Source organism: Salegentibacter sp., from assembly GCF_036568425.1.
Taxonomy (GTDB): Bacteria; Bacteroidota; Bacteroidia; order Flavobacteriales; family Flavobacteriaceae; genus Salegentibacter.
In genome coordinates, this window is the sequence record NZ_DATCSO010000099.1 from 1 (window position 1) to 26436 (window position 26436).

Here is a 26436-nt window from a genome sequence, read left to right on the forward strand (position 1 = left end):
ATTCGAACCCCTGACCCCTTGGGTGTAAACCAAGTGCTCTGAACCAACTGAGCTACGCGCCCATTCTTTAATGCGGATGCAAATATAGATTAGTTTTTCTATTGCACCAAGAAAAAACAAAAAAAATCAAATTATTTCAGCAACTGTAAAAGTACTTCCTCCAACAAAGACAAGATCTTCGTCTAAGGCACTATCTATAGCGGCTTCATAAGCTTTTGAAACCGAATCGAATACCCTTCCTTCCAAGCCAAATTGCGCTGATTTTTCAGCTAAAACCTCCGCTTCGAGACCACGGGGAATCTCAGGTTTACAGAAATAATATTGAGCATCTTTGGGAAAGAGAGGTAAGATAGATTCCAGATCTTTATCATTAACAACCCCCAGGACTATATGCAAATGCTGGAATTCTTCTCCTTTAATTTGTTTAAAAACAAGCTTTAGCCCCTTCTTATTATGGGCCGTATCACAAATTACCTTAGGTTTTTCCTGTATTATGTCCCATCGGCCTTGCAGGGAGGTATGGAGTTTTACACTGTTTAAACCGTTTTTTAAACAATCTTCAGGAATATTCCATCCTTTCTCCCTAAGCAACTTCACAGCTCCCAGGACACTCTTCATATTCTTATTCTGATAATCTCCTTTAAGATCGGTACTGTATTCAGAAAAATTGAGATCCTGAGCAAAAATAAGTTTTGCATTCAGATTTTTGGCGATTCCCTTAAAAACCGGGGTAGTTTCCTTATGCTTTTCTCCAATTACCACCGGAACATTCTTTTTGATAATCCCTGCTTTCTCCCGTGCTATTTCAGGGAGAGAACTCCCCAAGTGAGCCGTATGATCCAGGCTTATATTGGTAATTATACAGATTTCAGGAGTAATAATATTGGTTGAATCCAAACGGCCTCCCATCCCTACTTCAATTACCGCAATATCAACTTCCTGTTTAGCAAAATGATCGAAGGCCATACCAACAGTCATTTCAAAAAAGGAAAGTTTAGCATCGGTAATGAATTCTTTATGCGTTTTCACAAAGTTTACCACCGATTTCTTATCAATAAGCTGTCCGTTAATTTTAATCCGTTCTCTAAAATCCTTAAGATGCGGCGAAGTATAAAGCCCAACCTTGTAACCCACTTCCTGTAATACTGAAGCCAACATATGGCTGGTAGAGCCCTTCCCATTGGTTCCGGCCACATGAACCGACTTGAATTTTTTATGAGGCTCACCTAGGTACTTCGCAAACTGAAGGGTTTTGGTAAGATCTTTCTTAAAAGCTTCGTCGCCCACACGCTGGTACATAGGTAACTGCTGAAACATCCATTCAACAGTATTTTTGTAATTATTCACCTATTCTGAGAGTTTAAAATTATAAATAATTGTTCCCACTTGTCTGGAGGGAGCATTGTTATCACTGTTAAAACGAGTAGCCATAGCGGCCCGTCTCGCAGGTTCGGTAAGGCAGGAAGCAGAATTGGTAGTCCCTTTTACTCCCGGGGTTGCATTAACTACCTGTCCTGAACGGTTCACTTCAATACGCACCACTACAATTCCCGATTCATTACAATCCTGTACAAATTTTTCTTTATTCAAAGCCCTACGACCTCCAAGACGGTAATTACCGTCCCCATCGAGACCAGCACCGTTTCCATAATAGGAGTTTGCGCTGGGATCACCATCAGGCGAACCCTTGTCTCCGGCCAGGTTATCATTTCCTTCACCCCCTGTTTCTGAACCGCTGCGCTCAGGCCCATTAAGGATGCTACTCATCGCGTCGGTGGTAGATTTATCCGGTTTTGGTTCGGGTTTTTCTGCCGGGGGTTGTTCTTTTGGCTTTTCGGGAGTTTCTTTTTTCACCGGTTGTGGCTCCTTCTTCTTTTCGATAACCGGAGCATCCTCGATCTTTTGGGTAACTACTTCCTCTTCAATTACAGGTTCAGGTTGTGAAACTGGCTCGGGAGAAGTGGTTTTTTGCGGAGCAGATTTAACCGGCTCGGTGGGCTGGTTTTCTCCAGCACCAACTTCAGAGGTGCCAAAATTTATAGCAATTCCGTTCTCAGGAGGTGGATCTAAATATTTAAAACCTAAAAACAACATCAAAATAATCAAAAGCACGTGAAGTACCACCGTGATGGCAAAGGATTTTTTCTCGTGTTTTGTTTCAAGCATTGACATATTATTCAGGTTTTACAGCCAGTACGATCTTATAGCTATTTCGGTTGGCGATATCCATAACATTCACGGCCTTTTCAATAGGCACTCCTTCCTCAGCCCTTAAAATTATGGTTGGATTCTCTTCTCCAACGAGTTTTCTTTTAAGCGTTCTTTCTAATGCGCTGGCACTAACTCTTTCCTCATTCACATAAAACTGAAGGTCTTTAGTAATGCTAACTGCAATATTTTGCTGAGTTGTAGTTTTACCTTTTGCCTTCGGAAGAATGAGGTCTAAAGCTTCGGGAGTTATAACCGGAGAAGTTAGCATAAAAAAGATCAACAACAGAAATACGATATCTGTCATCGAGCTCATGCTGAAATCTGCACTAATTTTATTTCTGCTTCTTAAATTCATATTAAGCAGGTTCGTTTAATAAGTCTAAGAAATCTACTGCTGTAGCCTCCATTTGGTGGACCACTTTATCGGTTTTCACCACCAGATGGTTGTAACCTATATAAGCGATAATCCCAACGATAAGTCCGGCAACCGTTGTCGTCATCGCAGTATAGATACCTTCGGCAAGGGCTCCCATTTGTGCCTGGCCACTACTGGTAGCCAACTCATGAAAAGCAAGTACCATACCAATCACAGTACCCAGGAAGCCAATCATAGGAGCGGCTCCGGCAATGGTTGCCAGGATACTTACATTCTTTTCCAGTTTGTATACTTCCAGTCTCCCTGCATTTTCAATTGCCGTATTAATATCCTCCAAAGGGCTACCAATTCTGGAAATCCCCTTTTGAGTTAATCGGGCAACCGGAGAATCACTCTGTGCGCAACGCATTTTAGCCGATTCTATATTACCGTTTAAAACACTATCCTTGATTTGCAGCATAAAATTCTTATCTACCTGGCTGGCAGCTTTAATAGCAAAAAGCCTTTCAAAGTAAATATAGACTGCGGCAAATAAGAGTACAAAAAGAATAAGGATAATAATCTGGCCTCCAAGGCCACCGCTTAGCATTAGATCAAATAGCGAAAGGGTTTTTTCCTCTACTACAGGTTCGGCATCCTGAGCTGCCTGGGCAAGATCATCTTGCTGCAAAAAATATAGCATGTGTTCGATTTAGGTTTTTTATTGTAACGTGAGAATCTGAATTTAATTGTAAATATAGATTAGCCAATGCTTTCTCACAACTACATTGATCAGAATAAAAGAATAATTAATGGGCTACTAAAGAAACAAATGCTCGATAAGTACGAAACTAATTGCACCTACCAGAAATCCTGTAAGCGCCAGGGGAGCAATATTTTTAAGGTACCACATGAAGTCAATCTTCTCCATCCCCATTGCCGCAACTCCTGCTGCCGAACCAATAACCAACAAGCTACCTCCGGTTCCTGATGAATAAGCTATAAAATGCCATATCGAACTATCGACAGGGAAATCATACATTGCTATAGAGGCTGCTACTAATGGGACATTATCTATCACCGATGAAAGGATTCCCAACAATATTATCACTACATCCATACTGGGAATAGCATTTGAAAGGGAGTTTGAAGCGTAAAGCAAGGTTCCAGCCATTTCTCCATTTATGGAACCGAACACCAGGCTCTCCAAACCAGCCACGGCCAAAAGAATCCCAAGAAAAAACAGTATACTGGAGAACTCTATCTTCGATAAGGCTTTACTGGTAGAATATTGATATTTTTGGACCTTAGTAATATTCTTTATCGGTTTAACATATTCTGAAACCAGCCAAACCACTCCCAGACTAAAAAGAATACCTATATAAGGTGGTAATCCGGTAATAGCTTTAAACAATGGAACAAAAACAAATGCCCCCAATCCAACAATGAGCATTGTCTTACTGCTAAGGAGCCGTTCAGAGTCTGGGTCTATCACAGCTTTTTTAAGCACCGTCTGCCCTTTAAAGGCTTTTAGCCTGCTCCCTATAGCAAACGGAAGAATGAAGCTTATCAATGAAGGAATGATCACATATTCAATTAAACCAGGGGTAGTTACTTTATTATTAATCCAGAGCATGGTGGTGGTAACATCTCCAATAGGCGACCAGGCACCGCCGGCATTAGCGGCAATTATTATCATGGCCGCAAACCAAACCCGGTAGTCCCGCTTGGGAACAAGTTTCCTTAATAGGGTAACCAAAATTATAGTAGCTGTAAGATTATCGATTATAGCCGATAAAACAAAAGCCAGACCACCAATTATCCAAAGCAGTTTCTTTTTATTAGTGGTTGTAATTCTTTTTTTAATAAGGGCAAAGCCACGGTGAAGATCTATGATTTCCACAATGGTCATTGCCCCTATAAGAAAGAAAAGTATCTCGCTGATCTTGCTGAAATGATGCATCAGGTTATTATTAAACCCGTCCCTTTGTAATTTAGGGTCACCCTGAAGAATGTTGAAGACCTCTCCATGAGAATTGATAATAGAGAACCAACCCTGGTTAAAACCGTAAGCCATTATAGCCCATATAATGGTTGCCATCAGTAATGCCGATACCGCTTTGTCCAGCCGTAAGGGGTGTTCCAGGGTGATAAGCAGATACCCCAGAAAAAACAAGATTATTACAAAAGAAATCATTGAGTAATTTTTACACCAATTGTTTCAGAGCAATCTCAAAAGCTGTTTTGCTTACATCCGTTTTACTGCTATTATTATTGAAGGTATTCTGAATAGCATTCTTTATGGTCATGGAAGTATCGTTAAAGATAGACTCATCGGTCATTTGCACCCTTCGTTCCATAAAATATGCAAACACCCGGGCCATTCCACAGTTGGCAATAAAATCGGGGATAAGGCTAACCTTTTCATCGGTGTATTCCATAATAGGTCCAAAAAAGATTTCTTCATCTGCAAAAGGAACATTGGCTCCTGAAGAGATTACCTCCAGTTTTCGCTCTATCAAACTTGTGATCTGGTCTTTATTGATTAGTCGCGAAGCTGCACATGGCGCAAAGATCTCTGCATCCAGCTGCCAGATCTTTTCATTGATCTCCTTGAAAGGAATTAGGTTAGGGTGCTTAAGAGTATTTCCTTCTTTATTAAGGAATAGATCCTTTATTTCTTCAAAAGAAAAACCTTCCTGGTTTATCAAGCCGCCATCACGGTCAATAATCCCAACAATCTTAACACCCATTTGAGCAAGGTAATAGGCCGCAGCAGAACCTACATTTCCGAAGCCCTGCACTATCGCTCTTTTACCTTTAACTTCTCCGCCATAAATACCGTAGTAGTGCTTTACCGCTTCTGCCACGCCATAGCCGGTAATCATATCTGCCACAGTATATTTCCTGCTGGTATCAGGCGAGTACTTGGTATTTTCAAGCACCTTAATCACCCCCTGGCGCAACTGGCCAATCCTATTAATTTTATCGGCTTCACTAGGTTTGAAATGCCCGTTAAAAACCCCTTCCTGCGGATGCCAGACCCCACAGTTTTCGGTGATTGGGATCACTTCGTGAATTTCGTCTACATTAAGGTCCCCACCAGTCCCGTAATAGCTTTTAAGAAGTGGGGAAACCGCCTTATACCATCGTTCAAGTACGCCTTTCTTTCTTGGATCGTTAGGATCAAAATTAATTCCCGATTTCGCTCCTCCAATGGCAGGCCCTGAAACCGTGAATTTCACCTCCATGGTTTTTGCAAGAGATAGTACTTCGTTTTCATCTAGTCCGGGTCGCATTCGGGTCCCACCACCGGCGGCACCTCCACGTAGTGAATTGATTACCGTCCAGCCTTCGGCATCGGTTTCTGAATCGCGCCAGTGAAAAACGATTTCCGGCTCCTTATTTTCATATACTTTTAATAATTCCTTCATTTTAAGTGTGGTTTTTCACAAATATATAAACTAAGTTGCATATTATTGATATTTCAATAAATTTTTCAAAGATCAAAAATCACTCCCGCGGAGTGGTCTTTTTCTGCTCCTGTTACCGTTTTGAGGGTATTAACTTCACCCCTGATTTTCAACACCCCTAATAAACCAAAGATCAAGGCTTCTTTAAAGTCGATAATCTCTTTAGACGGAATGGTAAAATGGCATTGGGAATAATCCTTTAATTCTTTAATGATAAAACTATTGAAAGCACCTCCTCCGGTAACCAGTACATTGGAGTTTTGATCATTATCAAGAACACTTGCTATTTGCTGAGCTATATGGACTGAATAAGTATGCAATATGGCAGGGACATCATCCTCATATTTCTCGAGGACAGGAAACACTTCTTCAGAAACCCATTCCATTCCAAGCGACTTTGGAGGTTTTTGGGCATAAAACGGAAGTTGGTTCAATTCCTTTAAAAGTTTTTTATTTAACTCCCCCGCTGCGGCTAATTTCCCACCTTCATCAAATTCCTTCCCCAGTTTTCTGGCATAGTGATTTAAAACAGTATTTACTGCACAAATATCGTATGCGATTCTTTTTCCATTATCTTCCGTAGAAATATTGGCGAATCCTCCAAGATTTAGACAATATTTATAATCTGAGAACAACAACCTATCTCCAATAGGAACAAGCGGAGCTCCCTGGCCACCAAGTTCCACATCCTGTACTCTAAAATCACAAACCACCTTTTGCCCTGTTAGATAAGCCAACTCTTTCAAATTCCCAATCTGAAGGGTATACCCGTTCTCCGGTTCATGTTTAATAGTATGGCCGTGACTACAGATAAAATCAAGGTCTGTAATATTATATTTTTCGATAAATTTAGAGATCACCCCGGCAAGGTATCGGGTGTATTTAAGGTTTATATCTTCAAGGCTTTCTTCTGAAAAATTAATAGCAGCCGAAAGCGTTTCCTGCCAATTTAGGGGATACGGGCTGGTTTCAGCCTTCAGAATCTTATAAGACCATGCATTTTTATAATCGAAATTCACATAGACCAGGTCGATACCATCCAGGGATGTTCCCGACATTACACCTAAAATTTTATAATTCGCTTTTTTCATATTCGTAAAATTAATGAAAGTAAATTGAATATTACACATCAAAAAGTTATCTTTGGGAACCAAAATTAGATTTTCCTTAAACAAAATTAATATGGATTTCAAACTAACAGAAGAACATATAATGATTCGCGATGCGGCACGTGATTTTGCGAAAAACGAACTCTTGCCCGGCGTTATCGAACGAGATGAAAAACAAGAGTTTCCCACTGAGCAAGTGAAGATGATGGGTGAGCTTGGCTTTCTGGGAATGATGGCTTCCCCGGAATATGGCGGGGGCGGAATGGACACCGTTTCTTACGTACTGGCAATGGAAGAAATTTCCAAGATAGACGCCTCAGCTTCGGTTGTCATGTCGGTAAACAATTCCCTGGTTTGCTGGGGACTTGACACTTATGCCAATCAGGAACAAAAAGAGAAATATCTCGCTAAGCTTGCAACCGGTGAAAAATTAGGTGCATTTTGTCTATCAGAACCGGAAGCAGGAAGTGATGCAACTTCACAAAGAACCACTGCTATAGATAAAGGTGATCATTACCTTTTAAACGGTACCAAAAACTGGATCACTAATGGAGGAACCGCCGATTATTACCTGGTTATTGCCCAAACCGATAGGGAGAAAAAACATAAAGGTATCAACGCTTTCATCGTAGAAAAAGGTTGGGAAGGATTTGAAATAGGACCAAAAGAACAAAAAATGGGAATTCGTGGAAGCGATACACACTCCCTGAATTTTAATGACGTGAAGGTTCCCAAAGAAAACAGAATTGGGGAAGACGGCTTCGGATTCAAATTCGCAATGAAAACCCTTTCAGGAGGTAGAATTGGAATCGCAGCTCAGGCTTTGGGCATTGCCTCCGGAGCTTATGAGCTTGCTCTAAAATATTCCAAAGAAAGAAAGGCTTTTGGGACCGAGATCTGCAACCACCAGGCTATCGCCTTTAAACTGGCAGACATGCATACCCAAATTGAGGCAGCCCGCCATTTGGTGATAAAAGCTGCATGGGACAAAGATCAACATAATAATTATGACCTTTCTGGTGCCATGGCCAAACTCCATGCTTCAAAAACAGCGATGGATGTTGCAATAGAAGCCGTACAGATTCATGGTGGAAATGGTTATGTAAAAGAATATCACGTAGAACGCTTAATGAGAGATGCCAAGATCACCCAGATCTACGAAGGCACCTCTGAAATTCAAAAAATAGTAATTTCACGTTCTATCCTCAAGGATTAATTATTCTTAATTTAGATGTAAAAGCCCGGGCCATTTTTGGTGCGGGCTTTTATTTTTCATGAACTTGGTTATTCTATTTTAAAAGATCCTGAATTCATCCTGTGTTTAATTAAGCAATTATCATTTTACATTCATTTAATTAATTTTAATGAATTTATTTCTGATTTAACGCGATTATACCCTATTTTATTTATCGTTTTGGGTAATTTTGTAATAATTACTTAAGGACGAAAAGGACATGAAATTAAAAAAACAGGGGCTCTATTCACCCGAATTTGAGCATGACAATTGTGGAGCAGGATTTATTTGTAATCTTAAAGGAAAACGTACTAATAATATTATTCATAAGGCTATTGATATTCTCATTAGGCTGGAACATCGTGGTGCCGTTAGTGCCGATGGAAAAACCGGCGATGGCGCAGGAATTCTCATAGAGATTCCTCACGATTTTTTTAAAGAAAACTGTGATTTCAAGCTCCCGGATTTTAAAGAGTATGCCGTAGGAATGGTTTTTCTCCCCAGGTCTGTCAATCAGCGAAGAATTTGTAAAGAAATTTTTGAGAAAGAAATTACCGGCCAGGGACTTAATATTATCGGCTGGCGGGATGTTCCGGTGAACCGGGCCTGTCTTGGTAGTATTGCCTCCCTTTCTGAACCAAATATGCAGCAGGTTTTTATAGGGAAGGACGAAGAAATTTCGGCAACTACCTTTAATGCCAGGCTTTTTACAGCCCGAAAGATTGCAGAGCATCGCATAGAGAAATCAGGACTTTCTGAAGCTGATAGTTTTTACCTGCCAAGCCTTTCTACCAATACCATAATTTACAAGGGACTATTAATGCCCCAGGACATCAATGTATATTATAAAGATTTAAACGAGCCCGGAGTTGTCACCAAACTCGCATTGGTTCACCAGCGTTTTTCAACCAATACTTTCCCCACCTGGGACTTGGCACAACCCTTCAGGTATATGTGCCATAATGGAGAAATAAACACCTTAAGAGGGAACCTAAGCCGAATGAAGGCACGGGAAGAACTCTTTGAAAGCGAGATCTTTGGGGAAGACCTGAAAAAGATCGTCCCCATTACCGCCGATGGCAAATCAGATTCAGCTTCTATGGATACCGTTCTGGAATTACTGCTTCAAACCGGTCGCTCTCTGCCTGAAGCGATTATGATGATGGTTCCTGAAGCCTGGGAAAAAAATCCATCGATGAATGATAAAAAGAAAGCTTTTTATGAATATAATGCCTGTATCATGGAAGCCTGGGATGGTCCTGCTTCTATTCCATTCACCGATGGAAATTACATAGGAGCTTTACTGGATAGGAACGGACTTAGGCCTTCCCGTTACACCCTAACCAAAGATGGTTATGTAATAATGTCTTCAGAAACAGGAGTAATGGACATTAAACCAGAAAACGTTGAACTTCACGGCCGTCTGGAGCCTGGAAGGATGTTTTTGGTAGATATGAATGAAGGCAGAATAATTCGGGACGAAGAAGTTAAGAGCAAGATCGTTTCAGAAAGACCTTACCGAAAATGGCTAAACAACAACCTACTGCCTTTGGCCGAAGTTCCATATACCGGGAATAAAACCCCACAGGAAAAAATAGATTTCAACACCCGGCAAAGACTTTTTGGCTACACCCTGGAAGATATCAGTACCATTATTACACCTATGGCTACTCTTGGTAAAGAAGCGATCGGCTCTATGGGAGCCGATATTCCCCTGGCCGTACTTTCAGATAAGCCCCAGCTTCTCTTCAATTATTTTAAACAATTATTTGCCCAGGTTACCAACCCACCTCTGGATGGTATCAGAGAAGAGATCGTTACAGATATTAGCCTGGCCATTGGGGAAGATCGCAATATATTCGATATGATTCCGGAGCAGGCTAAGAAACTGCGTATACAAAATCCGGTAATCTCGAACGAGGATCTCGATAAGATCAAATACATAGACCAACCCGGTTTCAAGACCGAATCGATTTCTATTTTGTATGAAGCTGAGAAAGGTCTTAATGGGCTGGAGACCCGACTGGATGAGATAATTGATGAGATCAACGCTGCCGTAGATCGTGGTTGCAATGTGATAATTCTTAGCGACAGGAATGTGAACCCAAAACTGGCGCCCATCCCTTCGCTCCTTGCCTGTTCCTTTGTTCACCACCGGGTTAAGAAATACAACAAGAGATCTTCCTTCGGAATTGTTATCGAATCGGCAGAACCTCGGGAACCTCATCACTTCGCTCTTCTCTTCGGTTATGGTGCCAGCGCGATCAATCCGTATATGGTCAATGAAATAATTCAACAGCTCGTGGAGGACAAAGAAATAGATATTGAGAATGCTGAAGAAGCAGTTCAGAATTTCAACAAAGCCATAGGAAAAGGAATCGTAAAGATCATGAACAAGATTGGGATCTCTACCCTGCATTCTTATCGCGGGGCTCAAATCTTCGAGATACTCGGCTTAAATCAAAAATTTGTAGACAAATATTTCAGTAATACACCAACCCGAATTGAAGGGATTGGATTATATGAAATAGAAAAGGAAATTCAGAAGCGCTTTGATGCCGCCTTTAATCCACCTGAAACCGACACCGGCCTGGACCTGGAAATTGGTGGCGATTATCGCTGGAGGAGAAACGGGGAACGACATTTGTTTAATCCTGCCAGTGTTGCAAAACTGCAACAGGCTGTAAAACAAAACAACCCAAAAAGTTATCAGGAATATTCAAAGCTCATCAACGACCAAAATGAAGCTTTAATGACCTTACGCGGAATGTTCAAGTTCAAAGACCTGAATCCTGTTCCCATAGATGAAGTGGAACCCTGGACAGAGATCGTAAAGCGTTTCAAAACCGGGGCAATGTCATTTGGTTCTATAAGCAAGGAAGCCCATGAAAACCTGGCCATCGCCATGAACAGGATGAAGGGGAAGAGCAATTCCGGAGAAGGTGGGGAAGACCCACAACGTTTCAATAAGGACCTTGACGGGAACTGGAGAAACTCGGCCATAAAACAGGTTGCTTCAGGAAGATTTGGGGTTTCCATAAATTATTTAAGCAGTGCCAGTGAAATTCAAATAAAGATGGCTCAGGGAGCAAAGCCCGGGGAAGGCGGCCAGCTGCCAGGACAAAAGGTAAATCCCGACATCGCCAAAACCCGGAATTCTACTCCGTATGTAGGCCTGATCTCCCCACCTCCACACCACGATATTTATTCTATCGAAGATCTCGCGCAGCTTATCTTTGACCTTAAAAATGCCAACCGGGAAGCCCGTATTAACGTTAAGCTGGTTTCCAAAGTGGGTGTAGGTACCATCGCGGCAGGGGTGGCAAAAGCAAAGGCTGATGTGGTATTGATCTCCGGTTTTGATGGAGGAACCGGGGCCTCTCCCCTAACCTCTTTGCGGCATGCAGGATTGCCCTGGGAACTTGGTATCGCCGAAGCTCAGCAAACCCTGCTTTTAAACAATTTACGAAACCGGATTGTAGTAGAATGTGACGGCCAGTTAAAAACCGGTCGTGATGTAGCCATCGCTTGTTTACTGGGAGCCGAGGAATTCGGTTTCTCTACGGCACCATTAGTCGCTTCAGGTTGCATTATGATGCGCGCCTGCCACCTCAACACCTGCCCGGTAGGTATTGCCACGCAGGATCCGGAACTCAGAAAAAAATTCAAAGGTACCCCGGAGGATGTGATCAACTTCATGTATTTCATCGCCCAGGAATTAAGAGAGATCATGGCGAGTCTCGGTTTCCGAAGTATAAATGAAATGGTGGGGCAGAATCAGAAACTCGATATGAATCGCGCCATAGACCATTACAAGGCTCAGGGAATAGATCTTTCCAATATTCTGTATAAACCGAAGATCGATGAAGACATGCCGCTTTACAACACTCAAAAACAACAACACAATCTTGATAATGTCCTCGATTTTGAGATCCTGAAACAAGCTCATCCTTCAATTTATAGAAAGGAGAAAATGTCGTTGGATTTTGAAATCAGCAATATAAACAGAACCACCGGCGCGATTTTAAGCAACGAGATTTCCAAAATACACGGGGAGAAAGGACTTCCGGAGAACACCTTAAACCTTAATTTCACCGGCTCTGCAGGCCAGAGTTTTGGAGCATTCACCACAAAGGGTGTAAGTCTTAATGTTATTGGCAACACCAACGATTACTTCGGAAAAGGACTATCAGGGGCAACCCTTAGCGTTAAAAAGCCAAAAACAGCAAGTTTTAAATCCCACGAAAATGTGATAATAGGGAATGTCGCTCTTTATGGAGCTATTAATGGGCAGGCTTTCATCAACGGTATTGGAGGTGAGCGTTTCTGTGTAAGAAATTCCGGAGCCAAAGCTGTAATCGAAGGAATTGGAGATCACGGCTGTGAATACATGACCGGGGGAATAGCGGTGATATTAGGTAAGATAGGAAGAAATTTCGCGGCCGGAATGAGCGGTGGCATAGCCTATATTTTTAATCCTGAAGATAAAATAGATCATAATAATTTTAATATGGAAATGATCGAACTTGAGGAAGCTTCCGAAGAAAATAAGGCTGAAGTAAAAGAACTTATTGAAAAGCACAAAGCTTATACAGAAAGTGAGCTGGCGACAGAAATTCTGGAAAACTGGGAAGACAACAAGGACAAATTCATTAAAGTAATGCCTACTGAATATAAAAAAGCACTGAAACTACTGGAGGAAGAGAAGTTGAGAAATGCCGAAGTAGAACTCAAAACAGCATAAGAATGGGAAAACTAAGAGGATTTTTAGAATACGAAAGAAAGACGGAAGAAACGATTGAGGCTTCCCAACGGGTTAAAAATTATAAGGAATTCACCAAAGACCTGAGCCCAGAAGAGCTCCAGGACCAGGGTGCACGTTGCATGGATTGCGGCATCCCATTTTGCCATAGTGGATGCCCATTGGGGAACCTTATCCCTGATTTTAATCATGCCGTTTACAAAAACGACTGGAAAAAGGCACTTAAAATTTTACATTCCACCAATAATTTCCCTGAATTTACTGGAAGGCTATGCCCTGCTCCCTGCGAATCTTCTTGCGTACTGGGAATTATAGAACCCCCGGTTTCCATTGAGCTTATCGAAAAATACATCGTGGAACGAGGATTTAAGGAAGGCTGGATCACTGCTCAAATCCCGGAACACCGCACCGGAAAGGAAGTCGCCGTAGTTGGCTCAGGTCCATCCGGGCTTGCCGCAGCACAACAGCTTAACCGGGCCGGGCATTGGGTAACTGTCCTGGAAAGAAACAAAAAACCAGGAGGTTTGCTGCGTTATGGTATTCCCGATTTTAAGATGGAAAAACATATTATAGATCGCAGGTTGAAGATAATGGAAGAAGAAGGAATAAAGTTCGAGACCGGTGCAGAAGTAGGAAAAAATTATGAGGTTGAAAAATTAAAGAATTTTGACGCGGTTGTACTCTGTGGAGGTGCTACTGAACGAAGAAAATTACCAATCCCGGGAGCCGATACTAAAGGAGTGCTTCAGGCGATGGACTTTTTAAAACGCAATAATGAAGTTGTTGATGGTCTTGCTGAAATGACCGAAGACTTATCGGCTAAGGGAAAAGATGTCATTGTGATTGGGGGTGGTGACACCGGTTCAGATTGCGTGGGGACTTCCAACCGCCACGGCGCAAAATCGGTTACTAATTTTGAGATCATGCCAATGCCGCCGGAACACCGAAGCAAGGAGAACCCATGGCCTTACTGGCCCTTCACCTTAAAATCAACTTCTTCCCATGAGGAAGGCGTAAACCGAAACTGGAGTATATCCACCAAGGAATTCATCAAGGATAAAGAAGGGAATTTAAAGGCCTTAAAAACGGTGAATATCGAATGGGTTAAAGGGGAAAACGGAAGACCTCAATTAAAAGAGGTGCCGGATTCGGAAAAAGAATGGCCCTGCGATCTTACTCTTCTGGCCCTTGGTTTTACAGGTCCCGAAAAAAGCCTCGCTGAACAATTAGGCTTAGAAGAAGATACGCGTACAAATATTAAAGCTGAAAGAAATTACCAAACCAATATTCCCAACATTTTTGCGGCTGGAGATATGCGCAGGGGACAATCGCTAATTGTCTGGGCTATTTCTGAAGGAAGGGAAGCAGCTCATCATGTAGATAAATTTCTTATGGGAAAGTCTAAATTACCCACAAAAGGTCCGGGAGATCTACCGGCAGCGTAAGGAGCACCTGGAAGAATATTCGTGCATTAATTTAAATTAAGTTTATGAGACCCTGAATCAAGTTCAGGATGACGATTGCAACAATGAAGCATACGTCATGACGGACTTGATCCGGCATCTCATCATGCTCTGATTAAAAAGTTGAACTTTTTACCGTATAATGCCGAATTCCTTACTTCACTCTGTGAGACTCTGAATCCAGTTCAGAATGATATAGTTTCACACCTATTTTTTTGGAGGATAAGCTTCCAGGGCTTTTTGAACAATCTTTTGGAACTGGGTCTGGCGTTCCTTGGGAGAAGCATCCGGATTAAATTTACTCTCCACCACAGCCTGCCAGATAAGGGCATCGTCTTTTACATCAATAAAATCGAAAGTTATCTGCAGGTAGGTTTCAGGTCCTCCAAGAGGAATTCCGCCTGAAACTCCCACGCCCACATTTCGGCCACTTCCACCAACTCCTATACCTACGCTGTTTCGATTTTGTTCACGGAATTCATCGGTATAAACATTCACATACATATCTGCTTTTGAAGATGCAGAAAAACCTTTTTGCTGAAGTTGATTTTCCAGGCTTGCCAGGAGGCGTTTTTCATCCAATTGGCTTAGTCCAGAGCGAAAATCAGGGAATAGTGCATAAGTTGAATAGTTAGAAAAATTCACTTCCTGATCGTAATCGTACACCGCTTGCGGTGTATTACAGGACACTAGAAACAGAAAAAGCAAAAGTATATTGAAAGCCCTCATAAAGTCTGTATTTTAATGTATTAGCTTAAAATTACAGAAAAATGAGGGGTAAACCTTAGGGATTAACAAGAATTAAACAGGCTCCTTGTTAAGCATTTCCCACAACCTGTCCTTTAATTCCTGAAGCCCTTGCTGGGCCACCGAGGAGATAAACAACCAGGAAGCATTGAGTTTTTCATCGAGTTCAGCCTTAATTTCAGCCTTGAGTTCGGCATCAAGCATATCGCTTTTCGAAATAGCCACCAGGCGATCCTTTACAAGCATTTCCGGGTTATATCGTCTCAATTCGTCTAAGAGGATTTCGTATTGCTTCACGATATCAGGCGCATCGGCGGGTATAAGAAAGAGTAAAGTAGAGTTCCGCTCAATATGTCTTAAAAAACGGTGTCCTATGCCCTTTCCTTCAGCGGCTCCTTCGATAATTCCAGGAATATCGGCTACTACAAAGGTCTTGAAATCCCGGTATTGAACGATCCCAAGGTTAGGCTTTAAAGTCGTGAATTCATAATCGGCAATCTTAGGCTTTGCAGCGGTGATCACCGAAAGTAAAGTAGATTTTCCGGCATTGGGAAAGCCTACAAGGCCAACATCGGCAAGGATCTTTAATTCCAGAGTGATGTCTTTTAATTCCCCATCAATTCCGGGTTGTGCATATCGTGGAGTTTGATTTGTAGAACTTTTAAAATGCCAGTTACCAAGTCCGCCTTTTCCTCCTTCGGCCACAATTATTTCCTGACCATCTTCGGTGATCTCGTGCAGGATTTTCTGGGTATCGGTATCCCGAATTACGGTTCCCAGAGGCACTTCTATATACTCATCAGAGCCATCGGCACCAGAGCTACGTTGTTTGGAGCCGTTCCCACCGTGTTCGGCTTTTACGTGCCTTTTAAATTTTAAGTGAAACAAGGTCCAAAGGTTCTTATTGCCTTTTATGATAACATGACCACCACGACCACCATCTCCCCCATCGGGACCACCTTTAGTGATATATTTCTCGCGGTGTAAATGCGCAGATCCTTTCCCTCCCTTCCCGGAAGCCACATGAATCTTTACATAATCAACAAAATTCCCTTCAGTCATAATTCAATCTTATTTTCGTCCGTTTTACAGACGATTTATTTCTTCATCAATTCATCTACCACAGCACTCAGCCGGGCTGTAATTTCATCTATGGTACCTACACCATCCACGCCATAATACTTAGCTTGTTTTTTATAGTACTCTTTAAGGATAGCAGTTTCATCATAATAGACCTTGATTCGGTTTCTTATCACAGACTCATCGGCATCATCAGGTCGACCCGAAGTTTTACCGCGTTCCAACAGGCGTTCTACCAGCACATGGTCTTCTACTTCCAGTGCGATCATTGCGCTTACTTCAGTTCCTTTTCCCTGCAGGAGAGCTTCAAGAGCATCTGCCTGAGCCTCGGTACGGGGAAAACCATCAAAGATAAAACCATTACAACCCTCATTTTTAACCACTTCAGCATTTAGCATATTGATGGTAACCTCATCGGGTACAAGTTCGCCGCGATCGATAAAAGCTTTGGCACTTAGCCCAAGCTCTGTCTGGTTTTTAATATTAAATCTGAACACATCTCCTGTTGAAATATGTATAAGATTGTATTTCTCTTTTAAGATTGTTGCCTGAGTTCCTTTTCCGGCCCCGGGAGGTCCGAAGAGTACCAAATTTGTCATGTTGTTTTCTTTGCGTTTATATACCTGGCACAGATTGCGGCCAAGACCATCATAATCCAATCCGTAACCTACAATAAATTTATTGGGAATCTCAATCCCCACATATTTAATATTGAATTTTCCTTTATAAGCTTCGGGTTTATAAAAAAGTGTTGCAACTTCATAGCCAGCCACCCCTTCTTTCTCCAGAATTTCGTTAATGGTATTCAGGGTATTTCCTGTGTCTACAATATCTTCCAGCAAAATCACCTTTCGGCCTTTTAAGGAGTGGTTTAAGCCCATCAGGGTTTCCACATTCCCGGTAGATTCAGTTCCCTGGTAGGAACCGAGTTTGACAAAGCTAACTTCGCAATCTCCTTTAAATCTTTTAATCACTTCTGATGCGAACATAAAAGCACCGTTCAAAACCCCTAAAAAAATCGGGGTTTCCTCTTTATAATCTTCATTTAAACGAGCGGCAACCCGGAGGATAGCTGCATCGATTTCCTCTTCTGAAATATATGGTTCGAAACTGAGATCGTGTAATTTTATCAAAACTGAAATTTTTTAAAAACGCAAAGATAAGGATTCTCTATTACTAGATCGGCTGAATTATGTAAGATTAAGTAGGGCAATACGCCTTAAAAATTTATTTTTGCGTAAATAGGAAATTTTTATGCAAAATTATTTTTCTTCAGATTTCAAACTCGGTATCCTCGGCGGAGGACAGCTGGGGAAAATGATGCTTTACGAAACCCGCAAGTTCGATATCCACACCCATGTTTTAGATCCCAGCCCGGAAGCTCCTTGCAGAATATCCTGCAATTATTTTGAGCAGGGTGAACTTATGGATTATGATACCGTCATCAACTTTGGAAGAAAGGTAGACGTACTCACCTTTGAAATTGAAGGGGTAAACACAGATGCCCTAAGACAGCTTGAAAAAGAAGGTATAAAAACCTGGCCATCGGCAGACACCCTGGATAAAATCCAGAATAAAGCAACTCAGAAAAGATTTTACCGGGCTAAAGATATTCCAACTGCAGCTTTTGGAGTTTTCAATAATAAAGAAGAGCTACTATTGGCTATAGAAAAAGACGCGCTAAACCTGCCCTTTGTTTGGAAAAGTGCTACCGGCGGTTATGACGGAAAAGGTGTTGCTGTCATCAAAACCAAAGATGATCTCGACCAAATCGGCAAAGGTGAATGCATTGCTGAAAACCTTGTTCCCTTTAAAAATGAACTTGCTGTCATAGTAGCACGAAGTCCTTCAGGAGAGATAAAAACCTACCCAGTGGTGGAAATGGAGTTTCATCCTACGGCTAATCAGGTAGAATATGTAATCTGCCCTGCCAGAATAGAAGAAAAAGTCGCAGAAAAAGCCAGGTTATTAGCCAAAAAAGTTTCTGAAGCCTTTAATCATGTGGGACTTCTGGCCGTAGAAATGTTCCGGACTGAAGATGATGAGATCCTGGTCAATGAAGTTGCGCCAAGACCGCATAACAGTGGCCACTATAGCATTGAAGCTTCCTTCACCAACCAATTTGAACAACAGGTTCGAGCTATCTTAGACCTTCCTTTGGGAAATACAGAAAGCAAAGTTGGAGGAATTATGGTAAATTTAGTTGGCGATAAGGATCACGAAGGAGAAGTTATCTATGAAAATATTGAGAAAATACTGCATATGGATGGGGTAACCCCACACATCTACGGAAAAAAAATAACCCGACCTTTCAGAAAAATGGGGCACGTTACCATAGTCCATAAGGATCTGGCCGAAGCACGGAAAATTGCTGAGGAGGTTAAAAATTCAATAAAAGTAATAAGTAAATAAAATGAGTAAAGTAGCAGTAATAATGGGAAGCACCAGCGATATGCCGGTGATGCAGGACGCCATAGACATATTAAAGGGTTTTGACATTGAGGTGGAAGTAGATATCGTCTCGGCCCACCGTACTCCGGAGAAATTGTTTGAATACGGAAAAAAAGCACATGAGCGGGGCATCAAGGTAATTATTGCCGGTGCCGGCGGAGCTGCACATCTTCCTGGCATGATCGCTTCTTTATCTCCCCTTCCGGTTATAGGAGTGCCGGTAAAATCCAGCAATTCCATAGATGGCTGGGATTCTGTGCTTTCAATTCTTCAAATGCCGGGTGGGGTCCCCGTTGCAACCGTAGCCCTTAATGGCGCAAAAAATGCAGGAATACTGGCTGCCCAGATCATTGGAACTGCTGATAAATGCACCCTGGATAAGGTGATTTTTTATAAAGAAGGGCTCAAGCAAAAAGTGCTTAAAGGAGCTGAAGATCTTAAAAAGGAGAAATAAAAAAAGCCACGTTTTGCAACGTGGCCTATAGCAGTGTTAGTTCTAAAATCTGTAAAATAATTTATTAACCATTCTAAAATATTAATCCAGAAAAACTTTAAAAGAAGACCACACTGCCAAGTTTGTCTTATTTAAGCTCCGAATATACAAAATCCTGTTAAAGTATAGCCTTTGGATTAAAAATTATTGTAAAAACGTCAATTTAACTCTATGAATAACTCCAATCCTCTATTAAAGGAATTTGAATACGCCCCTTTTTCCAAAATTAAAACCGAACATTTTAAGCCGGCCATTACTGAAGCAATTGAAATGGCTCGCAGGGAAATTGAGCTTATAACAAAAAATAAAGAAAACCCGGATTTTCAAAATACTATTGAAGCCCTGGAATTTTCAGGAAAGGAACTCGATAGGATCACCAGCATTTTCTTCAATTTAAATTCGGCCGAAACCAATAAGGAAATCCAGGAGATCGCCCAGGAAGTGTCCCCACTCTTATCGGAATTCAGGAATGACATCATCCTTAACAAGGTTCTTTTTCAACGTGTAAAAGCTGTTAATGATAAAAAAGATCAGCTTAATCTCGATGAAGAACAAAAAACCCTACTTGACAAAAAATACAAGGCTTTTGCAAGAAACGGTGCTAATCTACCTGCAGAAAAACAGGACGAACTTAGAAAAATTGATAAAGAACTCTCTTCCCTGAGCCTGAAATTCGGCGAGAATGTTCTTGCTGAGACGAATAAATTTGAGCTTCACCTTACCCGGGAAGAAGACCTGAAGGGGCTACCTTCTAGCTTTAAGGAGGAAGCAAGTTCTGTAGCACAAACCAGAGGAAAAGAAGGATGGATTTTCACATTGGAATATCCAAGTTTCCTTCCGTTTATGAAATATGTTGAAAACCGTGAGCTACGCAAAAAAATGGCATTGGCTTTCGGATCTAAAGCATTTCACGGCGACGAGCTGGACAACAGGGAAAATGTACTGCAAATAGTGAAACTGCGCTATAAAAGAGCTCAACTACTAGGGTTTAAAACCCACGCCCATTTTGTTCTTGAAGAAAGAATGGCTGAAACTCCCGAAAAGGTAAACGGCTTCCTGGAAGAGTTACTTGAGAAAGCAAAACCAGCTGCCGAACAAGAATTCAAAGAACTGGAGGATTTTGCAAAGAAATTGGACAGTATAGATCGTCTTGAAAAATGGGATGCTGCCTTTTATGCAGAAAAGCTTAAACAAAAACGGTTTAATCTGGACGATGAGAAGCTTAAACCTTATTTTAAGTTAGAGAATGTGATCGATGGGGTCTTCGAAATCGCCGGCAGGTTGTATGGAATCCAATTCAATGAAGTTACCGATATTGACACTTATCATCCTGATGTAAAAACTTACCAGGTTAGTGATGAAAACAACAAGCCTATTGCACTTTTCTATGCCGATTTTCACCCTAGGCCAGGAAAACGTGACGGCGCCTGGATGACCGGTTATAAATCACAATACGTAAAAGATGGAAAACAGGAAAGGCCGCACATTTCAATAGTTTGCAATTTCACTAAACCTTCAAAAACCAGACCTTCACTTTTAACTTTCAACGAAGTAACCACCCTTTTTCACGAATTCGGCCATGCCTTGCACGGCATGCTGGCAGACACAACTTACCCAAGTCTTTCCGGTGCGAATGTTTATTGGGATTTTGTAGAACTTCCCAGCCAGGTTCTCGAAAACTGGTGTTATGAAAAAGAGGCTCTTGAGCTTTTTGCCAGGCATTATGAAACCGGAGAAGTTATCCCGATGGAACTGGTGCAAAAGATCAAGGAGTCGGCTAATTTCCACGAAGGCATGGCAACCTTACGTCAACTTAGTTTTGGACTACTGGACCTCAGCTGGCACGGCATAGATCCCACCGGTGTGACCGATGTCAAAGCACATGAAGATCAAGCCTTTGAACCTACAAAATTATATCCTGATGTTCCCGAAAATTGTATGAGCACCGCTTTTTCTCATATTTTCCAGGGAGGATATTCCGCCGGGTACTATTCTTACAAATGGGCGGAAGTTCTTGATGCCGATACTTTTGAATATTTCCAGGAGAACGGAATTTTCAGCAGGGAGATCGCTAATAAATTTAAGTCAATGATCCTTTCGCGTGGCGGAACAGAGCATCCTATGATACTCTACAAGCGTTTTCGAGGAAAGGAACCAAGCCCCGATGCCTTATTAAAAAGAGCAGGCTTGCTAAAGAAATAAAAGAACAAAACCGGGTTTTTGAGTAATTTCAACTAAATACCCGGTTTTCCCCTATTTAAACTTATATTATTTATACCTATAAATCGGCGGAAAGTTGTTAATTTTGAAAGGACATTCAAGAGACCTATGCCTAAACATTCGTTAGATCCCAACAAATGGGTAGATAAATACGCTGACTATCTTTTTAACTACGCAATTGTTCGGGTGAATGATCGCGAGATCGCTAACGACCTGGTTTCTGAAACTTTTCTTGCCGGTTTAAATTCAAAAGACAACTTTTTAGGCAAAGCCTCTGAGCGTACCTGGCTTATTTCTATTCTAAAGAGAAAAGTAATAGATTATTACCGAAGAATTAATTCGCAAAAAGGAAAGGCCGAAGTGCGCATAAATTATTCTGATGATGAAAACGACGGAGAATGGCTCGAAGAGCAGGTGGCCGATGATTTTGATCGCAGTGCTGAAGATGAAATGGAAAATGAGGAACTAAGGTTGGCTATATTGGAATGCCTGGACGAGATCAACCCGAAACATGCAGCAATTTTTAAAATGAAAACAATAGATGGCGCCGATACTGAAGCGGTGTGTAATGAATTCAAAATCACCCCGTCTAACCTTTGGGTAATAATTCACAGAGCCCGAACAGCTCTCGCCGCCTGTTTAGAAAAAAAATGGCTTTAATTATGCAGAAACCTAAATTTTTCATTCTCAATTGCTCCGATGCCGCCAACTGTTGTGACAAAAAAGAGTACAATGAGGCCAGTGTAAGGGAGAAAACCAGCATTATTATTCATAATCTTTTTTGCAAAAAATGCAGAGATTATTCTGCTAAGAACTCCAAACTTACTCAGTTGATCAAAAAGGCCAGGATAAAAGGCTGTACTTCAGAAGAGAAAAAAAATATTAAGGAGCGGCTTAAGCAGGAAATATCCAAGCAAGAATCATCTTCAAGCTAAACCAGAGCATCACCCAGGCAATAGGCAGGGCTTCCACCCAAAAAGCGGCAAAATACTCAGATTGCTTTCTACTAGAAAGCTTCAAGAAACATACACTTATTAGGACAATACCTGCAAGGGCAGCAAAATTCAGCATTTGAAACTCTTCTCTCAGAAACTCAATCAGCAAAATTAACACAAGCATTGCGTAGCCTAACTGGCGGGTTTTTTTTACTCCAAATTTCTGCGGAATTGTCGACAAATGCTCTGAATCAAATTCCAGGTCTCTTATCTCAAAGGGTAGAGTAATCACTATTATAAAAAGAGCTCTTTGAAAAAACATAAGAAGCTTATCCAATAAACTGACTTCAGGATGGTCCAGCATTGGTAGAATCACACTCACTCCGGCCCAGACCAGGGCTATTATAAATATTTTCATGCCGGCAAGGTCCCGTAGATTTCTCTTTTCTGTTAACACAGGAGCCGCATATAATAGCGTAAAAACCCCTAGGAAAGCACTTACCAACAGGACTTTCCAGGTTTGAAAAAAAGCCATATAACCCAAGCCCAGAAAAACCAAAAATGAAAAGACTTGTATAAAACGGAGATTTCCGGCAAGGCTTCTGTAATGAAGTTTAGCAAGGCCAGCATATTTGACGAAATTGTAGCCGGTAATACTTCCGAAGAAAATAAAAATAAGCAGATAGGGATCTGAATTGAGCCCATATTCCAGATAAGTCAATAAAGCTAAAGCAACCACCGCCAAAGCCACATGGACACTGGTGTTTATATACAGATCAAAAATATTCCTAAGAAGCTTCACGGAGCTAAAATAAACAATCTGAATTCAGTTGATTAGGAGCCTTAAAATCTTAACAAGTCTGATCTCTAAATTTTAAAAAATTAAGTTTAAAATCCGTAATTTCGCAGGACAAAACACAACTTTACTTTAATGAGAACAGATTCTTTTGCACTACGTCATATAGGCCCTAAAGAAAGCAATCTACAGGAAATGCTTCAAACCATAGGCGTAGACTCACTCGATCAATTAATATACGAAACAATTCCGGATGACATCCGTTTAAAATCACCATTAAACCTTCCTCCAGCTTTAAGTGAACACCAATATGCCGAGCATATTGGAAAAATTGCTGCTAAGAACAAGGTTTTTAAAAGTTACATAGGCCTTGGGTACCACCAGTCTATTATGCCAGCTGTGATCCAACGAAACATTTTAGAAAATCCGGGTTGGTATACCGCCTACACTCCCTACCAGGCAGAAATTGCTCAGGGAAGACTGGAAGCCCTTCTGAATTTTCAAACCATGGTGAGTGATCTCACCGGAATGGAGATCGCCAACGCTTCCTTACTTGACGAATCTACAGCAGCGGCAGAAGCTATTTCGCTTTTATATGCTTTGAGAGACCGCAAGCAGAAAAAAGGAAACGTAAATAAATTCTTTGTTTCTGAAGAAGTTTTACCGCAAAGCATTTCATTAATTGAAACCCGTGCGACTCCTCTAGGGATAGAAATCGTGGTGGGTAATCATGAAAAATTTGACTTTTCAGAGGAATATTTTGGAGCTTTGGTTCAATATCCTGGGAAATCGGGTCAGGTTTTTAACTACACCAATTTTATAACCAAATGTCAGGATGCAGGAATAAAAACCGCTGTTGCGGCCGATATTCTTAGCCTTGTCAAACTACAGGCTCCAGGAGAATTAGGAGTTGATGTAGTAGTTGGAACTACCCAGCGATTTGGAATTCCTCTTGGATACGGTGGTCCTCATGCGGCTTTCTTCGCCACCAAAGAAGAATACAAAAGAAGCATCCCCGGAAGAATTATTGGGGTGACCAAAGATATGGATGGCAATCAAGCCCTTAGAATGGCCCTACAAACCCGCGAGCAGCACATAAAACGGGATAAAGCCACTTCAAATATCTGTACTGCACAGGTACTGCTGGCTGTAATGGCGGGTATGTACGCGGTTTACCATGGTCCAAACGGATTAAAATATATCGCAGATACCGTTCACGCTTCAGCGGTGAGTCTTGAGAAAGAACTTAAGAAATTAGGATTTGACCAGGTTAACTCTGCATACTTCGATACTTTACAAATCAAGGCCAATGCCAGTAGTGTAAAAGAAATCGCAGAGAAGAACGAAATAAACTTCTTTTATCCAGATGACGAAACGGTCCTTATCTCGTTAAACGAAACAACCAATTTAGAGGACATCAATAAAATAGTTGCTGTTTTCGCTCAACTTGCAGCGAAAGATTCATCTCCTCTTGAAAAGCTTTCAGAAGAAGAAAAAATTCCTGCTGAATTAAGACGTACAACCGATTTCCTAACCCATGAGGTTTTCAACGCTTATCATTCGGAAACCGAATTGATGCGTTACATCAAAAAACTGGAACGCAAAGATCTTTCCCTCAACCATTCAATGATCTCATTGGGATCCTGCACGATGAAACTAAATGCGGCTTCAGAAATGCTTCCTCTAAGCAATCCGCAATGGGGAAACATCCATCCTTTTGTGCCGGTAGATCAAGCAGAAGGTTATCACTTTGTATTGCGGGAATTGGAAAAGCAACTAAATGAGATCACCGGGTTTTCGGCAACCTCATTACAGCCGAATTCTGGTGCTCAAGGAGAATATGCTGGATTGATGGTAATTAGAGCTTACCACGAATCGCGGGGAGAAGGTCACAGAAACATCTGTCTTATTCCTTCCTCGGCTCACGGAACCAATCCTGCTTCCGCAGTAATGGCAGGAATGAAAGTGGTAGTGACCAAAGCTTCAGATAACGGGAATATTGATGTAGACGATCTTAGGGAAAAAGCTATTGAGCATAAAGATAACTTAGCAGCCCTTATGGTTACTTATCCTTCAACCCATGGGGTTTTTGAATCAGCAATTCGGGAAATAACTACTCTTATTCACGATAACGGCGGCCAGGTCTATATGGACGGGGCCAATATGAATGCCCAGGTTGGCTTAACCAATCCTGGTGTTATTGGCGCTGATGTTTGTCATCTTAATTTACATAAAACTTTTGCCATTCCCCACGGCGGCGGCGGTCCTGGCGTTGGACCTATTTGTGTAGCCGAACAGCTAAAACCCTTCCTGCCGGGCAACCCGGTGGTAAAAACCGGAGGAGAACAAGCCATTGGCGCCATCTCTTCTGCTCCATGGGGCTCTTCGCTGGTTTGTTTAATCTCTTACGGCTACATTAAAATGCTTGGAAGCAAAGGCCTTCAAAAAGCCACCGAATACGCTATTCTGAATGCCAATTACGTAAAAGAAAGATTGAACGAGCATTTCAAAACACTTTATTCAGGAGAAAGAGGAAGAGCAGCCCACGAAATGATTCTGGATTGCAGGCCTTTTAAAGCTAATGGAATTGAGGTTACCGATATTGCAAAACGCCTTATCGATTATGGTTTCCATTCGCCTACGGTTTCTTTCCCCGTTGCAGGAACCCTGATGATTGAACCAACGGAAAGTGAAAGCAAGGCTGAGCTCGACCGATTCTGTGATGCCTTGATCTCCATTAGAAAGGAAATTGAAGAAACCTCGGCAGATGATGCCGATAATATGCTGAAAAATGCACCTCACACAGCCGAGATGCTTACTTCTGATGAGTGGAAATTCTCTTATTCAAGACAGAAAGCAGCATTCCCACTGGATTACATAGCCGATAATAAATTCTGGCCAAGTGTGAGAAGGGTAGACGAAGCCTTTGGAGACCGAAACTTAATGTGCTCCTGCCCACCTACGGAGGAATACGCTGAAGCATAAAAAAAGAGAAGGCGGAACGAAAGTTTCGCCTTTATTTTACGTCTTAATAAATAAATTAAATTAAGATTAGATATCTTTTACAGATCATTTTATTAATTTAGTTCTTAAACTGATAAGCCCCG

Annotated in this window: 19 protein-coding genes; 8 read left to right on the plus strand and 11 right to left on the minus strand. The window is 41.5% G+C overall.

Features of this window, described 5'->3' with window-relative positions; genetic code table 11:
* Positions 1-126 precede the first annotated feature (126 nt).
* The 7 genes from VIM94_RS09370 to VIM94_RS09400 form a co-directional block, all read right to left on the minus strand.
* Positions 127-1317 carry a folylpolyglutamate synthase/dihydrofolate synthase family protein gene (locus VIM94_RS09370; protein ID WP_332039109.1) on the minus strand — a complete coding sequence of 397 codons (1191 nt, stop codon included), beginning with the start codon at positions 1315-1317 and terminating at the stop codon, positions 127-129.
* 30 nt (positions 1318-1347) lie between these two features.
* On the minus strand, positions 1348-2172 hold the full coding sequence (locus tag VIM94_RS09375; protein ID WP_332039035.1) for an energy transducer TonB: 825 nt from the start codon (positions 2170-2172) through the stop codon (positions 1348-1350).
* 1 nt (position 2173) lies between these two features.
* Complete coding sequence (locus VIM94_RS09380; RefSeq protein WP_332039036.1) at positions 2174-2566, minus strand: biopolymer transporter ExbD; 393 nt, start codon at positions 2564-2566, stop codon at positions 2174-2176.
* A gap of 1 nt (position 2567) precedes the next feature.
* On the minus strand, positions 2568-3269 hold the full coding sequence (locus VIM94_RS09385; RefSeq protein ID WP_332039037.1) for a MotA/TolQ/ExbB proton channel family protein: 702 nt from the start codon (positions 3267-3269) through the stop codon (positions 2568-2570).
* Positions 3270-3386: 117 nt separating this feature from the next.
* Positions 3387-4763 carry a sodium:proton antiporter NhaD gene (gene nhaD / locus VIM94_RS09390; protein WP_332039038.1) on the minus strand — a complete coding sequence of 459 codons (1377 nt, stop codon included), beginning with the start codon at positions 4761-4763 and terminating at the stop codon, positions 3387-3389.
* Between the two features lie 10 nt (positions 4764-4773).
* Complete coding sequence (locus VIM94_RS09395) at positions 4774-6000, minus strand: Glu/Leu/Phe/Val dehydrogenase dimerization domain-containing protein (RefSeq protein WP_332039039.1); 1227 nt, start codon at positions 5998-6000, stop codon at positions 4774-4776.
* Between the two features lie 65 nt (positions 6001-6065).
* Complete coding sequence (locus VIM94_RS09400) at positions 6066-7130, minus strand: anhydro-N-acetylmuramic acid kinase (RefSeq protein ID WP_332039040.1); 1065 nt, start codon at positions 7128-7130, stop codon at positions 6066-6068.
* A 91-nt stretch (positions 7131-7221) separates the two neighbouring features.
* Here VIM94_RS09400 and VIM94_RS09405 point away from each other — a divergent pair, with 91 nt between their 5' ends.
* From VIM94_RS09405 to VIM94_RS09415, 3 genes are all read left to right on the plus strand, one after another.
* Complete coding sequence (locus tag VIM94_RS09405) at positions 7222-8364, plus strand: acyl-CoA dehydrogenase (protein WP_332039042.1); 1143 nt, start codon at positions 7222-7224, stop codon at positions 8362-8364.
* 238 nt (positions 8365-8602) lie between these two features.
* Positions 8603-13126 carry a glutamate synthase large subunit gene (gene gltB, locus VIM94_RS09410; RefSeq protein WP_332039043.1) on the plus strand — a complete coding sequence of 1508 codons (4524 nt, stop codon included), beginning with the start codon at positions 8603-8605 and terminating at the stop codon, positions 13124-13126.
* Between the two features lie 2 nt (positions 13127-13128).
* The gene (locus VIM94_RS09415; RefSeq protein WP_332039044.1) at positions 13129-14589 is read left to right on the plus strand and encodes a glutamate synthase subunit beta; all 1461 of its coding nucleotides are present in this window, start codon (positions 13129-13131) and stop codon (positions 14587-14589) included.
* A 225-nt stretch (positions 14590-14814) separates the two neighbouring features.
* On the opposite strand, the gene VIM94_RS09420 is transcribed toward VIM94_RS09415, so the two are convergent.
* The 3 genes from VIM94_RS09420 to VIM94_RS09430 form a co-directional block, all read right to left on the minus strand.
* Positions 14815-15336, minus strand: a complete 522-nt coding sequence (locus tag VIM94_RS09420; RefSeq protein ID WP_332039045.1) for a DUF4136 domain-containing protein — start codon at positions 15334-15336, stop codon at positions 14815-14817.
* A gap of 72 nt (positions 15337-15408) precedes the next feature.
* Complete coding sequence (obgE, locus tag VIM94_RS09425) at positions 15409-16416, minus strand: GTPase ObgE (protein WP_332039046.1); 1008 nt, start codon at positions 16414-16416, stop codon at positions 15409-15411.
* Positions 16417-16451: 35 nt separating this feature from the next.
* On the minus strand, positions 16452-17567 hold the full coding sequence (locus tag VIM94_RS09430) for an adenylate kinase (protein ID WP_332039047.1): 1116 nt from the start codon (positions 17565-17567) through the stop codon (positions 16452-16454).
* Positions 17568-17688: 121 nt separating this feature from the next.
* Here VIM94_RS09430 and VIM94_RS09435 point away from each other — a divergent pair, with 121 nt between their 5' ends.
* The 4 genes from VIM94_RS09435 (at position 17689) to VIM94_RS09450 (ending at position 22258) form a co-directional block, all read left to right on the plus strand.
* Positions 17689-18846, plus strand: coding sequence for a 5-(carboxyamino)imidazole ribonucleotide synthase (locus VIM94_RS09435; RefSeq protein WP_332039048.1), 1158 nt, complete (start codon positions 17689-17691; stop codon positions 18844-18846).
* 1 nt (position 18847) lies between these two features.
* The gene (gene purE, locus VIM94_RS09440; RefSeq protein WP_332039049.1) at positions 18848-19339 is read left to right on the plus strand and encodes a 5-(carboxyamino)imidazole ribonucleotide mutase; all 492 of its coding nucleotides are present in this window, start codon (positions 18848-18850) and stop codon (positions 19337-19339) included.
* A gap of 210 nt (positions 19340-19549) precedes the next feature.
* Positions 19550-21580 carry a M3 family metallopeptidase gene (locus VIM94_RS09445; RefSeq protein WP_332039050.1) on the plus strand — a complete coding sequence of 677 codons (2031 nt, stop codon included), beginning with the start codon at positions 19550-19552 and terminating at the stop codon, positions 21578-21580.
* A 126-nt stretch (positions 21581-21706) separates the two neighbouring features.
* Complete coding sequence (locus tag VIM94_RS09450; protein ID WP_332039051.1) at positions 21707-22258, plus strand: sigma-70 family RNA polymerase sigma factor; 552 nt, start codon at positions 21707-21709, stop codon at positions 22256-22258.
* A 234-nt stretch (positions 22259-22492) separates the two neighbouring features.
* Here VIM94_RS09450 and VIM94_RS09455 read toward each other — a convergent pair whose 3' ends face one another.
* Positions 22493-23335, minus strand: a complete 843-nt coding sequence (locus tag VIM94_RS09455) for a hypothetical protein (protein WP_332039052.1) — start codon at positions 23333-23335, stop codon at positions 22493-22495.
* A 129-nt stretch (positions 23336-23464) separates the two neighbouring features.
* Between VIM94_RS09455 and gcvP the strand changes: the two genes are divergently transcribed.
* Positions 23465-26314: an aminomethyl-transferring glycine dehydrogenase gene (gene gcvP / locus VIM94_RS09460; protein WP_332039053.1), complete on the plus strand. Its 2850-nt coding sequence runs from the start codon at positions 23465-23467 to the stop codon at positions 26312-26314.
* Positions 26315-26436 lie beyond the last annotated feature (122 nt).